Consider the following 13381-nt stretch of genomic DNA (forward strand, 5'->3'; position numbering starts at 1 on the left):
GCCGATCGATGCAGCGAGACTGCGCCGTCGCGTCGCTGATGGTGGCTATCCCTTCGTGCATCACCGGACCTGCGCCGAGTGGTCGAGCTCGGAAGGGGGCTGCTGATGGCCAGGGTTCGTCCAACGCGGATATGCGCCGCCGAAGGGTGCGGTGCGACGATCGGAACACAGGGCACGACCGGCCTTTGTCGGCCATGCGCGACCGCAAAGCGCTTCGCCGACCCGGCCTATGTCAAACGGCTGCGGGGCGGGCTGGCTCGATACTATGAGCAGCCGGGCCGGCGGGAGGAGCATGGTGCGCGCCTGGCTGAAGGCGCAGCGCGCTGGCGATCGACGATGAGTCGGGAGGAGCGCACGCGACTTCGCGATCATGGTCGATGGCTGTACCGGACGCATGCCAGCCGTCCCGAGGTCCGGGCGCGATCGCATGAGCCCGATGCCCGCGCGCGAGCAATCGCAGGCTATCTGAAGGCGCGGCTGGGGTGGTGCCCCGACGATCGGCGTGCCGAATATGCCGACCTGATCCTGCGCAAGAAGATACCAGCCGCGGAAGCGCGGCGGATGATCGAGAGCGAGCTGGTGGGTACGGCCGAGCATGGCCGCCGTGAGATCGCCAGTCGCGAGCTGGCGATGCGCCTTCGCCGTGAGCGCGATCTGCGGGACGCATATTGATGCCGCCGCCCGAACCAACGCCTTCGTACCGTGCATGGGCGAATGGCTTTCTTGCCCAGATCGTACCCCGCGCGCGCGATCTGCGGCGAGATCCCGACCGAGGCGCGCAGAACCGTGCAGCCGCGCTCGAATCGATCGCCGCCGATGTCAGCGGCCGGCTGGCGGGCAACGTGCCCGCCGTGCCCATCCGCGTTTTCGCCAAGCCCACGACCCAAATGGACCTATTCGCATGAGCACCGCCGCCCTGACCTGGGCATTCGATATGGCCGGGCTATCCGCCTCGGAGAAGCTGGTGCTGCTGGTCTATGCCAATTTCGCCAATGATCGCGCCTGTGCCTATCCGTCCAATCAGACTGTCTGCCGGTTGTCGGGCCTCAATGAAAAGACCGTCCGGTCCGCGATCGAGCGGCTATGTGCGGCTGGCCTCCTCGACGACACCGGTGATCGCGTCGGTCGGACACAGCAGGTGCGGGTGTATCGGCTGGGCATCGAAAGCCAGCCGGAAACGGATGGCTTTCCGGCGCCTGCTGCTGGCGCACGTCCTGCGAGCTCCACAGGGGCTCGCCAGCACGCGCCGGCGGCAAGGGGTCCGAAATCGGGGGGCTTTCGCGCGGGTGCAAAGACTACCGTTTCCGGCTCGAAAGGGTCCCGAAACCGGGGGGCAGAACCTTCTGGAACCATACCCCTTGAAGATGCTGACGCATCTTCTGCCCCCCAGGGGGCTCGGAAAAAGCGGGCTATGCCGATGGCAGGGGATTGGGAACCCCCAGCCGTCGAGGACCTGCCCGAGCCGGCCCGCACGATCTCCCGCCAGTGGCCGGCTGGGGCCTATGCCTCGGCAGCGGCGGGCCACCGCGCCCATATGACCGGCTCCGGCCGCCGCGCCGTCGACCACGCTGCGCTGTGGGCCGCCCGCGTCGTCCAGCTCGGCGCCGGGCCGATCCGCGACGGCAAGGCGGGGCTGCGATACGTAGAGGCACCGGCCGGCGCGTCGTGCGGAACGCGCGCCGCCCATAGCGAGGCGGATTACGAGCGGACGGCAGCCATGTTCGACAAGATGGGCCGTCACGACGATGCCGCCGCCATGCGTCAATTGGCAGCCGGAGGCCGATGACCAAGCTTACCCCCAGCCGATCGATGTCGTCCCGCCGTCAGCTCGTCCTCGAAAGCATCCGTCGACACTTTCGCGCCGTTGGGGCATCGCCGAGCCACGGCGAGATCGCACAGGCCACCGGCATGAAGCGTCAGCACGTTGGCCGGTGGCTCGACGAGCTGCAGGACGCCGGGCTCATCTGCTATAGCCCCGGTCGAGCGCGGTCTATCGTGCTGGTCGATCGCGCAGCCAATCTCTCCGATTGCGAACTCCAGCTCGCCTGCGCTGGCCGAGGTTGGGCGGTATCGAAACCTGCGCCAGTCGTTCAACCCATCGCATCTGCCTTTTCCGTAGACACAACGGTAGCTGCCTTCACGACGGATCTGATTGCCGAGCTGGAAAAATATCCGGGTACGTCATGATCTCTAGGCTTGAAAACGCAAAATTTCTGTGCGATTTTCCACATAACGCAACAGGGATATGCTTAGTATGGGACAATGCATCGAACGGTTCGTGAGGGCTTGTCCCCGTTCCTTGGTCATCGAACTGCAGGAAGAAGCGGATGCGGCATTCGCCGAGGCCAACCGGCTGGCGAGCACGTATGTCGAGCAACCTGAGCGAAGTAATATGCTTGGGCAGCTTCGCCATGCCCGGCTGGAAGCTGCCCTCCGTCGCGTAGCTGAGCGCAACGGATTGGAAGTCGGGAGTCCGCATACTAATCCGAAGGGCGGCCGCTACAGCGTCGCCCGGGGCGACGGCATCATCTTGATACGAGGCAATGTTCAAGCTCATCGCGGCCCGCCTCGAGCAAGCAAATTTCGAAAACAGATGGCAGAAACGAACCGTTGGCTGAGCCCGACGCAGCCCGACTTTTACATGCCTCACTCGATGCCGCGCGATGACGAGATTTGCGCCGTTCTCGTGGTGGCAGCCAACAAGAAAGGAGATCCATCCATACCCGGTTGGGTAGGCATCGGCTTTCCAAACCACGACTTGGGGTCATGGGCGGATATAATGTCGCTGAACGAGATGCTGGCGCTGTACCATGATGCCGATGTCGGCCAAGGGGCAGCCCGCGAAGCGGTGGTCGAGATCAAAGACCAAGCTGTTCCAAAGCTCAAGAAGGGCAATCGTGGAGAGTAGTTGCCGCGATGCTAGAAGGACAATGAAATGCGTAGTGGTGTGCCGGGGTTTTCTCCGGAGCGGCTTGTCGAAGCGCGAGCAGCGCGTGGCCTTACACAGGTTGCGCTTGCCGATTTAAGCGGACGGACCAGCTCGAGCATTTCGCGTTGGGAGGCCGGCGAACAATTGCCGGAAATGGATGCGCTCGGTGCAGTGGCGCGCGGGCTGAACCTTCCGGTATCATTCTTCCTGAACCCACCGGTCAGTCACGGCAAGGCACCGATGTTCGCTCGGTCGATGGCTGCTGCCACAAAAGCGGTTCGCAGCCGGGTGGAGGCGCGGATGCGTTGGGCGCAGGATATTTCCCTAAAGCTCCAAGAGTCTGTCGACCTCCCAGCACCTACTGTTCCCCAGATCGGTGCCAAGGATTTTAGGGAGATACGAGACGACGATATTGAGCGGATGGCAAGTGAGTGCCGGAAAGCATGGGACCTTGGTATGGGCCCGATCTCCGATCTGCTGCTCGCCATGGAGAACGCCGGAATCGTAGTCGTGAAGGAACGGGTCGATGCGGCCACGATGGACGGCCTGTCCAACTGGTCGGACGTTGACGAGCGGCCATATGTATTCCTTGCGACGGATAAGCAGACTTGCGCACGGTCACGCTTGGATGCTGCGCACGAGCTCGGACATTTGGTGTTGCACGGTGGTCTAACCGAACGATCGCTGTACGATGCAGCGGCATTCAAAGAGATCGAGCGGCAAGCGTTCTATTTTGCTGGCGCATTCTTGCTGCCTGCCGAAAGTTTTGGTCCGGAGGTTTGGTCACCGTCGCTGCCAGCGTTTGTATCGCTTAAAGAGCGTTGGAAGGTTTCTGTCGGCGCTATGATAATGCGTTGTTCAAATCTGGAAATTGTAGGTGACGAGTATAAGCAGCGTCTGTTCAAACATTACAGTGCGAAGGGTTGGAGGAAGTGCGAGCCACTGGACAATGAGCTAACACCGGAAGCCCCGCGGTTGCTCAGCAGATCAGTCCGCTTGTTATGCGACGAACGAGTTTACACGCGGTCCGAATTGCTTGACGCAGTACGATTGCCTGCAAACGACGTAGAGTCGCTCTGCTCGTTGCCTATCGGATACATGTCCAATGAGGGTTCGGTATCGCCGTTGAAGCTGCGCGGGACCGATGGGCAGGGAAATGTTGTTCCATTTCGTCCGGGGCGTAGCTGACCTAGTTGTGCCGGATTGCGGACTATCCTCAACGGCCTGCCTGAAGCACGTACCGTGAACGTCGCGCGGTGCGATGATGGAGGCAGCATGGCACGCGCAGGACGGAAGCGGAAACACGGGAAGCGGCATCCTAGCGGACAACTGGTCCGCACGCCGGCGCGCGACAAGGGCACGGCCGAGCTGCAGCTCCAGCGCATGCGGCGTATCGGCGCGATCAGCGAGGACAGCACCGAGCTCTGGCTGTCCGAAGGCGCCGAGAAGGCACTGGCCGGTACGATGCCGAATCGTGCGGCGCGGCGGCAGGGCATCACCGAAGGTGTGCCGCCGGCGCCGATCGTCGACGCCGAGGAGTCTGTCGATCCCATCGGACGCGCGTGGCTGGCCGGACTGCTCGACGGGATGCCCGATGCGACGTCGAATGACCTGCGCGATGCCGGGCGTCGATTCGCCATGCTCTACTGGCGCAAGCTTCCGGGTACGTCGCCCGTCAGCAGCCTGTATGCCCGCATGGTGTCGGGCCTGGTCGACGAACTGCCCGCCGGCGTCGACCGCGAGCAGCTTATCGAGGATGCCGATGCCCGCGACGAACGCCAGGAGGCGGCGCTCAATCGGATCCTCGCGGCGTTGAAGGATGCCGGGCGCGACGTGCGCAAGGCCACCGACGAGGTGACCCTCGATCCCTTCGCCGATGCCGGACCTCGCTGGCTCGATTGGCTGATCGCCGCCCGCAAGGATGCGCTGCCCGCGCTCAGTGGCGCGATCTCGCGGCAGATGACGCTGCACCACCTGATGGCGACGATGCCGGACACGATCGGCGCAGCGATCAGCAAGGGCGCGCCCGATCGTATCATCGGTATCGGTGACTGGCATTTGTTCCTCGATCAGCGGTTGCTGCTGCGCTGGTCGGACGCCGCGGGGCACCTGAAGCACGCGCTGAGGGGCCTGCGCATCATCTACCATGGTGGCCGCTTGACGATCGGAGGGGCCTGCGCATCATCTATCATGGTGGCCGCTTGACGATCGCTTGATCTTCGGGCATTACCGAAATTCATAGTCGCACCGATGTGTGACCGAAGCCCGCCGCTAACCCGGCGGGTTTCGTCGTTTCAGGGAGGTCGCGATGCCCGATAGCACGCCGCTTCTCGACGAAATGGAGCGCTGCACCGACGCGCTCGACCTCCTGATCGCGCAGGGTCGCGCTGCCATCCCAAGCCATCGGCTTTACGAAACGATGGCCGATGGCGCGCGCGACATTGCGCGCCGGCTCGACGAGGCGGCCCGGGGCAAGCCCCAGCCGGCCACCAACCCACCGCGCTATCTCAGCGCGGACGGCCAGCGAGGCGGTTGGTAGGCGGTCAAATCGTCCCAACTGTTGGGATGGACCCCCTTTGGGTCCTCCCCGGCATCTGAGGTTAATGCGGGGGGCGACGGCTCATCGCACGCGCGTTTCCTGCTCCGGGAAACCGTTACGCCTTATTATTACGCCTTTGGGTCCGGTGGCGGGGGCGCTGGAGGTGTCATGGCCGATCTCGATCACGACGAGGATCGGTCGGACCTGGTCGTCACCCTCGACGAGCTGGCATCGATCTGCGGCGTCACGCCCGAGACGATGCGCAAGCATCTGAAGGCTGCCCCCGACGATGCCGACTGGCTGCTCGAGCGTGGCCGCGCCGGCGTCAGTTATCAGATCCTCGCGGCCGGCGCGGTCGACTGGTGGAAGGCGCGGGAGCAGGGCGGGGGGGAGGACGCCGCGCGGCGGGCGGTGCTGGCGCAGTGGCGCCAAGCCGCGCTCGGCGATCTCGCCGACAGTGAAAATGAGCTGACGGGTAAGCAGCGGTACGAGGAATTCCGCGCTGCGCAGGCTGAGCTGAATTACCGGATGCTGATCGGGGAACTCTGCCGCGCGGCAGAGGTCGAGGACCATACCGTCAACGCCGTGATCGAGCTGCGCCGCAAGCTCCAGCAGGTCGGCGCGGCGATCCGGAGGCAGTTCAATCTGTCCCGCGAGGTCGAGGACGCGATCGAGGCGAAGATCGGTGAGCAGCTCGCTGCGTTCGTCAAGAAGCTGGGCACTGACGGTGAGCCCGGCGAGACCGATGCTGAAGCTTAACCAGGCGCGAATTGCGGTCCTCGCCGAGCTCGAGCGTGCGAAGGGTGTCCCGCCTCGATTTGCACGGGCAGCGGCAGCGATGCAGCGCGCTTTCGCGGAGATCCTGTTCCCCAAGAAGCTGACGCCGATGGAGGCGGCGGACGAACACCGGTTCCTGCGCAACCCGGGCGCATATAGCGGTCCGTGGCGCGACAGCCCGGTGCCGATGCAGCACCTGGTCCAGCCGACGAATTCGCTGGCGATGACCAGCCCCTACGCGATCGTCGCGGTGATGGGGCCGAGCCAGATGGGCAAGTCGGAGGTCGGCAACAACTGGCAGGTCCACTCGGTCATCTACGACCCGGCGGACATCGCCTTCTATGCGCCGACCAAGGAGCTGGTCGCGTCGTATGTCACGACGCAGATCGACAAGCTGCTGGAGGAATGCCCCGACGTCTATGCCCGCCAGCTTAGCGGGATCGGGTCGGACAATATCAATATCAAGCGGTTCAAGGGGTGCGACTGGCACTTCCTGCACCCGAGCGGACCGAATTTTCGCGCCCGGCCGTTCTCGCGCGGTCGCATGGACGACCTCGACGATTTCGACGACGACATCGGCGATCAGGGCGATGCGGTGTCGCTGTTCGGCGGGCGCACCACCAGCTTCCTCGAATACGGCACCAAGCTGTATGTGAATTCGAGCCCGAAGAAGGGGCCGAAGCGAGGCATCGAGCCGCTGGTGGCGTCGGGCACCGCGAATAGGTGGTATGTCGACTGCCAAGCCTGCGGCGATCCTTTCGAGATGTCGTGGGACCGGCTGGACTTCGTGCGCGACGGGACCGCTATGCAGGCCGGCGCCAGTGTCGAAATGATCTGCCCGACCTGTGGCGGCTCGCACAAGCAGACCGACAAGCCGGCGCTGATGGCAACCGGCCGCTGGATCGGGAAGGGGCAGCGCGCGGTTCCAGGCGGACGCGAGGGTGAGCTCGAGCCGAATACGATCGACAGCTATTACTGGGACGGGACCTTCGGCCTCGCGCCCTGGTCGAGCATGGCGGAGAAATACCGCCTCGCCGAGCTGCGGTTCGCGGACCACCAGGACGAAGGCCCGCTGAAGTCGCATTCGCAGACGGTCATCGGTCGAAATTACGTCTCGCGGGGATCGGGGGACGCGCCGGTGACGGTCGACATGCTGACGCAGCGCGCGGCGGCGTCGACCTATGTCATGGGTGTGGTGCCCGATGGCGTGGTCGCGCTGACCGCCACGGTCGATCTGGGCATCGACCGCTTTTCGGTGATGATCGTCGGGCATGGCGTCGGCAATCGGGCGTGGATCATCGACCGGTACGACATCCTGACGCTGGCGGACGGGATTACCAAGCTCGAGCCATTCAAGCGGCCCGAGCATTGGAGCGTGCTGTACGAGAAGGTCCTTTCGCGGACCTACCCGATGCAGCGCGATCCCAGTCTTCGGATGAAGATCCTCTGCACCGGGGTCGATACCGGCGGCACCGACGACGCTACCGACAATGCCTATGCCTGGTGGCACGATATGGTCACCGGCAATCGGAAGGCGAAGCGGGCGGCCTTGGCGGCGACAGTCATCACGCTGCTGAAGGGCGGCAATAAGCCGAACGGGCGGTTGCTGCCGCCGCCGACGGTCGATGCCAAGCGACAGGTGAAGGGCGCGCCGGAGTGCGAGCTCTACGTGCCGAACGTCAACCGCATGAAATCGATCGCCGATTATCGCCTGCGGCGTCCGCATGCCGGGCCGGCATTCATCGATCTGCCGTCCGATCTGCCAAGCAATCGGATCGACGAGCTGCGGGCCGAGGAGCAGGCCGAGGGGCTGTGGACCAAGCCGGAAGGCGTCCGCAACGAGACGTGGGATCTACTGGTCTATTCGCTGGTCGTGATGCTGCGGCTGGTCGGGCTCGACCAGAATTTGACGCGGGTGCCGCAATGGGCGCGACCGCCGCGCGCGATCGCGCCGGCAATCGTGCTGGCGACCGACACGCCGGCGACCGAGCAGCCGAAGCCTGCGGCGGCCACCACCACCGTTCAGGTGCAACGTCCAGCGGCCGTTCGACCGGCGCAACCGAAACGCCGCGGCGTCCGCGTCGTCCGCCAGCATTGAAAGGAGATGCCATGACCGACGTCGGCATCACGCTGGAAACCGCGTCCGCGCGCCTCGCCCTGTATATGAAGGCAGAGGCGCGCGTGCTCGACAACCAGAGCTATGAGATCGCCGGGCGCAAGATGACGCGCGCCGATCTGGTCGAGATCCGCAATGGCATCGACTATTGGTCGAGCTGGGTCGACAAGCTCAATCCGGTGCAACGCGCGCTACCGACGCCCCGCGCGGTCGGTCGGGTGCGCGGCGGCCGGTACCGGATGCGCTGACGATGGGATTCGAGGTGCGCCCGACCCTGCTCGATCGCGCGATCGGCTTCTTCAGCCCGCGCGCCGGTGCCGAGCGTATCGTCCAGCGCGGTGTGATCGCCGCGTCGACATCGATGCTCGGCACCGGCGGATACCGCGGCGCGAACAGCGAGCGGGGCCGCCGGCGGGGCAGCACAGCGCGGGCGCGATCGGCGAATGCCGATATGCTGCCGGGATCGGATCGTCTCCGTGCCGAGCAGCGTGATGCGGTGATGAACCAGCCGATCGCGACCGCGGCGATCGGGCGGATGGTGACCTTCGCGATCGGCACCGGCCTCATGGCAATGCCGGCGATCGACGGCGAGGCGCTGGGGCTGACGCCGGAGCAGACCGAGGCTTGGCAGCTCCGCATCGCGACCGACTATGATGCCTATCTGTCGTCGAAGGACCCGGATGCCGAGCGCAAGTCGACGGGCTATGGCCAGCAGGCGGTGGTCTATGGCGGGGCAATTACCTCGGGCGACATCCTCGCACTGCGCGTCATGCCCGACGATCAGCCCGGGCGGGTGGCGCTGACCGCGTGGAAGCTGATCGAAGCGGATCGGCTGCGCAATCCGCCGGGCGTGATGGATGGTGGGATCGACCCGAAGACCGGCCGGCAGATCGCCGGCGGTGTCGAGGTCGATGCCTATGGCGCGGCGGTCGCCTATCATATCCTCAAGCAGCATCCGGGCGACCTGGTGCTGCGCAGCGCCGACCATCTGGTCCCCGAGCGTATCGAAGCCTGGGACCGCGACCTCCAGCTTCCGCGCGTGGTCCATATCTTCAAAAGGGAGCGGCCCGAGCAGGTGCGCGGCGTCGGCATGCTCGCGCCGATCATCGAGCCGCTCAAGACGATCTCCGATGCCAGCGACGCCGAGCTGTATGCTACGGTGCTCTCGGCGATGCTGGCGATCGTCTACAAGACGCCCGGCGGCCAGCCGATGCCCGAGCCGGATTATGGCGACGGGACGGACGGCGAGGATGGTGTCGCCCCGCTGGAAGCCCCGGCCGAGCCGAACCAATACCGATTCGAGTCGGGGTCGGTGCTGGAAATCGACAGCGACGCCGAGGTCGAAATTTCGACGCCGGGGCGGCCGAATTCCAATTTCGACCCGTTCTTTCAGGCGATTTGCCGGCAGATCGGCGCGGCGATCGGCGTGCCGCATGGCGTGCTGATGCTGATGTTCAATTCCAGCTATACGGCTTCGAAAGCCGAGCTGGAGGCGCTGTACCTCAAGGTTCGCGCCGAGCGGGCATGGATCGGGGGCGACCATTGCGTCCCGACCTATGTCTGCTTCCTCGCCGAGCAGGTCGCGACCGGCGCGTACAAGATGCCGGGCTTCTTCCGTGACCTGCGCGTGCGCGCGGCATGGTGCGGCGTCGACTGGCGCGGCGATGGCAAGATCTCGCTCAATCCGGCGCAGGAGGCAAAGGGCTTCCAGACCCAGCAGGACAATGGCTGGCGGACCGGTGAGGACATCACCGCCGAGCTGACCGGCGGCAGCTTCCGCGAGAATATCCGCCGGCGCGGCGCCGAGCATCGCGCCTGGCTGGCCGAAGGATTGCCGGTGCCATCGCAGCCGGGTGCCGCGAAACCCACGGCCGAGCCGGCCGACGCCGAGCCAGCCGACCAGAAAAAGGACGAGGAATGAGCATGCGCTCCTTCAGTCGCGCGGACATCACGCGCCGGCTCTTCAATACACCGCTCGCGGTGCTGCCCTCGACCGCCTCAATCGTGCTCGGCGCGGTCGGGCCGCGCTTCGATGTCGGGCAGCTCCTCGTCCACGCCGGTGGCGAGCAGCTCGGCATCGACGCACTGGTCGCGCGTGCGGCTGGCGCGCGTGCGGAAATCGAGGCCAAGCGCACCTCGGCCGAGCGCTTCCCAGCCGCCAATACCGGCGAGTGGGGTATCGACGTCCAGGAAGGCGTCGCCCACATCAATATCCGGGGTGAGCTGATCGCCGAGAACGGCGGCGGTGTGAATCCGTCGTCGGGCTTCACCGGCTATGACGCGATCCGCGCGGCGTGGACGATCGCGCAGCGCGACGCCGGCGTGAAGGGCACCATCGTCGACATCCATTCGGACGGCGGCGAGGTGACCGACCTCAACGAGCTTTGCGCGATGATGATGGCGGACCGGGGCAAGAAGCCCAGCCGTGCGATCATCCGCGGGTCGGGCTGCTCGGCCGCCTATGCGATCGCGGCGTGCTGCGACGAGATCACCGTCCAGGACCTCGGCTTCGCCGGATCGATCGGCGTCATCTGCATGCACGCCGATTTCTCGGCCAAGCTGGAGAAGGACGGGGTCAAGGTCACGCTGATCCACGGCGGAGCGCACAAGGCGGACGGGAACCCGTTCGAAGCGCTGCCCGAGGAGGTCCGCCAGTCGATCCAGACGAATATCGACCATGCCTATGGCCGCTTCGTGGCGCACGTCGCGACGGCGCGCGGCATGTCGGAAGAGGCGGTCCGGGCCACCGAGGCCCGCGTCTATCGCGGCGAGGAAGCGGTCAAGGCCGGCCTCGTCGACAAGGTCATGGGATGGGCGGATTCGCAGGCCGAATTCGTCTCCCGCGTCAACGGCCGGACTTCGCCGGCACAACCCTCGCGAGCCGGACGGTCCGGTGCGCGCCAATCCACGGAGAATACCGCCATGGCGAAGACCATCGCCGGAATCACTGCCCTTTCGATCATGGGGTCGGCCGACATTGCCGCTGCCATCCAGTCCCAGCTCGCCGAGGCGGGCTTCGAGGGCACCACCGTCACCGCCGTCGCCGAGCCGACCGAGACCACCGCGCAGGCAGCGGACGGCGAACGCGGTCGGATCCTCGCGCTCGCCGAGCTGTGCCCGGAGACGAGCATGTCGGCATCGCTGCGCGCGGCGATCGACACCGGTCAGAGCGCCGGCGACTTCGCGATCGGGCTGGCAAAGGCGAGCCGTGACCGCGGTGCGACCGTCGACCAGCTCCGTGCGGGTTCGGTGCAGCCGGGCGAGCTGCCGGTGACCGGGGCATCGGCGACCGCCGACCCCAGCAAGCCGAAGACGGGCGCGGACAAGGCGGCGGGTATCCTCGCCTTCGCCCGGACCGCCGGTCACGCCGCGCTGTCGCATTTGAAGGGCTGACGCCCACCCCTCCGGCGGCGCGGACGGTCCGCGCGGCCCATTCCAGAAGGACCCGCGCATGTACGCAAACGCGCAATTTTCGTCGGAGACCTCGTCGCCGGCCAAGACCCTCATCCGCAGCGGATCGCCCATCACCCGCAAGGTTACGCTGGTGGCCGGTGTGCTGTATGCCGCCGGCAGCGTGCTCGGCACCGTCACCGCCGATGGCAAGGCGAAGCTGTCGGCCGCCGCATCGAGCGATGGTAGCCAGACGCCCGATGTCGTGCTGCCCTACGCCGTCGACACCCGCGATGGCGAGAAGCAGGCGGTGGTGTACGAGCGCGCCGATCTGATCGGCGACCAGCTCGTCCTCGGCGCCGGCCACACCCTCACGAGCATCCGCGAGGGCCTGCGTCTGAAGAGCATCACCTTCTCGATCTGATCGGTCGGCACTCGCCCTCTACACCCATTCAAGGGGCCGTCCGACGGTGATCGGGCGGCCCTTCTCCGTTTCCGGAAGGAGTATCCGCGATGGATACCTATGACGTCACGACCCTCGCCGGCCTGATCGCCCCGCTGCGCGGCCCCGGCAATTTCCTCCGCGCGCTGTTCTTCGGCGCCGCTCCGATCGAATTCGACACGCCCGACGTGAAATTCGATCGCGTGTTCGACGACCTGCGCATCGCGCCGTGGGTCAGTCCCTATGCGCCCGGCACGCCCGACCAGGACAAGCCGTTCCAGACTGACAGCTTCGCCCCGGGCTATACCAAGCCGCTGACGCGCATCGAGCCGGACAAGATCTCGAAGCGGCGGCCGGGCGAACCGCTCGGCGGCGCGTTCACGCTGGCCCAGCGCCGCGATCTGTATTTCCTCGATTATCTCCAGAAGCACGTCAATCGTATCGACCGGCGCGAAGAGGTCATGTCGGCCGAGATCCTGCGCACCGGCGGTGTCATCATCGAGGGCAAGGACTATCCGCGATCGGTGGTCAGCTTCGGGCGCAAGGCATCGCTGACCAAGGCCCTCCTCAATACCGCGCGCTGGGGCGAGAGCGGCGTGTCGCCGTTCGACAGCCTCGATGCGTTCATCGAGGAGATCGCCGAGGAGTGCGGCGCGGCACCGAGCCATGTCGTCTTCGAGAAACTGGCGTGGGCGCTGTTCGCCGCCGATCCCAAGCTGAAGGACCGGCTCGACACGACCTATGCCGGCAACACGAGCGCCATCGATCTCGGCTTCAAGCCGGGCGTGCTCGGATCGCCGGTCTTCAAGGGCCGCGTCGGCACGGTCGAGCTGTACGTCTACAATGACAGCTACGAGGACGTCGACGGCACGCTGCGCAAGCTGCTCCAGCCGTACGATCTGATCGTCGGTGCGCCGGGCGCCTACGAGGGTACGCCCTGCTACGGCGCGATTCAGGACCCGCGCAACAATTACGGCGCGGCGCGGCTCTTCAGCAAAAACTGGATCGAGGAAAATCCGGGCGCCGAGATCCTCATGACGCAGTCGGCACCAATCTTCGTGCCGAAGCGCGTCAACGCCAGCGGGCGCATGACCGTCCGCTGACGCCGAACGATCGGGCCTCCCGGTAGCCTAGCTACCGGGGCGTCTTCCTGTCCGATCGATCACGGTCGGCACTCTCCAACGGGAA

The 13381-nt window shown here is 65.7% G+C and carries 15 protein-coding genes; all 15 read left to right on the forward strand.

Going from position 1 to position 13381, the window contains the following annotated elements; genetic code table 11:
- Positions 1–336: 336 nt before the first annotated feature.
- The 15 genes from LRA89_RS12645 to LRA89_RS12715 all read left to right on the forward strand — a co-directional run bounded on the left by LRA89_RS12645 (position 337) and on the right by LRA89_RS12715 (position 13296).
- Positions 337–672: a hypothetical protein gene (locus tag LRA89_RS12645; RefSeq protein WP_230770655.1), complete on the forward strand. Its 336-nt coding sequence runs from the start codon at positions 337–339 to the stop codon at positions 670–672.
- On the forward strand, positions 672–905 hold the full coding sequence (locus LRA89_RS12650) for a hypothetical protein (RefSeq protein ID WP_230770658.1): 234 nt from the start codon (positions 672–674) through the stop codon (positions 903–905). Before LRA89_RS12645 ends, LRA89_RS12650 begins: the two co-directional genes overlap by 1 nt.
- Positions 902–1786 (forward strand): helix-turn-helix domain-containing protein, encoded by an 885-nt coding sequence (locus LRA89_RS12655; RefSeq protein WP_230770660.1) that lies wholly within the window; start codon positions 902–904, stop codon positions 1784–1786. The genes LRA89_RS12650 and LRA89_RS12655 overlap by 4 nt, the downstream gene beginning before the upstream one ends.
- Positions 1783–2187 carry a LexA family protein gene (locus tag LRA89_RS12660; protein ID WP_230770662.1) on the forward strand — a complete coding sequence of 135 codons (405 nt, stop codon included), beginning with the start codon at positions 1783–1785 and terminating at the stop codon, positions 2185–2187. The genes LRA89_RS12655 and LRA89_RS12660 overlap by 4 nt, the downstream gene beginning before the upstream one ends.
- A 112-nt stretch (positions 2188–2299) precedes the next feature.
- Positions 2300–2908, forward strand: a complete 609-nt coding sequence (locus LRA89_RS12665; protein WP_230770664.1) for a hypothetical protein — start codon at positions 2300–2302, stop codon at positions 2906–2908.
- Between the two features lie 27 nt (positions 2909–2935).
- On the forward strand, positions 2936–4117 hold the full coding sequence (locus LRA89_RS12670; protein WP_230770666.1) for an XRE family transcriptional regulator: 1182 nt from the start codon (positions 2936–2938) through the stop codon (positions 4115–4117).
- A gap of 87 nt (positions 4118–4204) precedes the next feature.
- The gene (locus LRA89_RS12675) at positions 4205–5134 is read left to right on the forward strand and encodes a hypothetical protein (protein ID WP_230770669.1); all 930 of its coding nucleotides are present in this window, start codon (positions 4205–4207) and stop codon (positions 5132–5134) included.
- A gap of 103 nt (positions 5135–5237) precedes the next feature.
- Positions 5238–5468, forward strand: a complete 231-nt coding sequence (locus LRA89_RS12680) for a hypothetical protein (RefSeq protein ID WP_230770671.1) — start codon at positions 5238–5240, stop codon at positions 5466–5468.
- A 168-nt stretch (positions 5469–5636) separates the two neighbouring features.
- Positions 5637–6227 (forward strand): hypothetical protein, encoded by a 591-nt coding sequence (locus LRA89_RS12685; RefSeq protein WP_230770673.1) that lies wholly within the window; start codon positions 5637–5639, stop codon positions 6225–6227.
- A gap of 79 nt (positions 6228–6306) precedes the next feature.
- Entirely contained in the window at positions 6307–8343 is a 2037-nt protein-coding gene (locus LRA89_RS12690; RefSeq protein WP_230770675.1) for a terminase gpA endonuclease subunit, read from the forward strand.
- Between the two features lie 11 nt (positions 8344–8354).
- Entirely contained in the window at positions 8355–8609 is a 255-nt protein-coding gene (locus LRA89_RS12695; protein WP_230770677.1) for a hypothetical protein, read from the forward strand.
- A gap of 14 nt (positions 8610–8623) precedes the next feature.
- Positions 8624–10282 carry a phage portal protein gene (locus LRA89_RS12700; RefSeq protein ID WP_230770679.1) on the forward strand — a complete coding sequence of 553 codons (1659 nt, stop codon included), beginning with the start codon at positions 8624–8626 and terminating at the stop codon, positions 10280–10282.
- Positions 10279–11754 carry a S49 family peptidase gene (locus LRA89_RS12705; RefSeq protein WP_230770681.1) on the forward strand — a complete coding sequence of 492 codons (1476 nt, stop codon included), beginning with the start codon at positions 10279–10281 and terminating at the stop codon, positions 11752–11754. The genes LRA89_RS12700 and LRA89_RS12705 overlap by 4 nt, the downstream gene beginning before the upstream one ends.
- 58 nt (positions 11755–11812) lie before the next feature.
- Positions 11813–12175 (forward strand): head decoration protein, encoded by a 363-nt coding sequence (locus tag LRA89_RS12710; protein ID WP_230770683.1) that lies wholly within the window; start codon positions 11813–11815, stop codon positions 12173–12175.
- Between the two features lie 89 nt (positions 12176–12264).
- Positions 12265–13296: a major capsid protein gene (locus tag LRA89_RS12715; protein WP_230770685.1), complete on the forward strand. Its 1032-nt coding sequence runs from the start codon at positions 12265–12267 to the stop codon at positions 13294–13296.
- Positions 13297–13381: the final 85 nt, after the last annotated feature.

Source organism: Sphingomonas sp. Leaf4, assembly GCF_920939515.1.
Classification (GTDB): domain Bacteria; phylum Pseudomonadota; class Alphaproteobacteria; order Sphingomonadales; family Sphingomonadaceae; genus Sphingomonas.

Bases quoted from the DNA above. Each gene is read 5' to 3' on its own strand.
- LRA89_RS12690 (WP_230770675.1), top strand. From the start codon at position 6,307: ATGCAGCGCGCTTTCGCGGAGATCCTGTTCCCCAAGAAGCTGACGCCG.
- LRA89_RS12675 (WP_230770669.1), top strand. From the start codon at position 4,205: ATGGCACGCGCAGGACGGAAGCGGAAACACGGGAAGCGGCATCCTAGC.
- LRA89_RS12655 (WP_230770660.1), top strand. From the start codon at position 902: ATGAGCACCGCCGCCCTGACCTGGGCATTCGATATGGCCGGGCTATCC.
- LRA89_RS12670 (WP_230770666.1), top strand. From the start codon at position 2,936: ATGCGTAGTGGTGTGCCGGGGTTTTCTCCGGAGCGGCTTGTCGAAGCG.
- LRA89_RS12695 (WP_230770677.1), top strand. From the start codon at position 8,355: ATGACCGACGTCGGCATCACGCTGGAAACCGCGTCCGCGCGCCTCGCC.
- LRA89_RS12705 (WP_230770681.1), top strand. From the start codon at position 10,279: ATGAGCATGCGCTCCTTCAGTCGCGCGGACATCACGCGCCGGCTCTTC.
- LRA89_RS12685 (WP_230770673.1), top strand. From the start codon at position 5,637: ATGGCCGATCTCGATCACGACGAGGATCGGTCGGACCTGGTCGTCACC.
- LRA89_RS12680 (WP_230770671.1), top strand. From the start codon at position 5,238: ATGCCCGATAGCACGCCGCTTCTCGACGAAATGGAGCGCTGCACCGAC.
- LRA89_RS12715 (WP_230770685.1), top strand. From the start codon at position 12,265: ATGGATACCTATGACGTCACGACCCTCGCCGGCCTGATCGCCCCGCTG.
- LRA89_RS12645 (WP_230770655.1), top strand. From the start codon at position 337: ATGAGTCGGGAGGAGCGCACGCGACTTCGCGATCATGGTCGATGGCTG.
- LRA89_RS12710 (WP_230770683.1), top strand. From the start codon at position 11,813: ATGTACGCAAACGCGCAATTTTCGTCGGAGACCTCGTCGCCGGCCAAG.
- LRA89_RS12650 (WP_230770658.1), top strand. From the start codon at position 672: ATGCCGCCGCCCGAACCAACGCCTTCGTACCGTGCATGGGCGAATGGC.
- LRA89_RS12660 (WP_230770662.1), top strand. From the start codon at position 1,783: ATGACCAAGCTTACCCCCAGCCGATCGATGTCGTCCCGCCGTCAGCTC.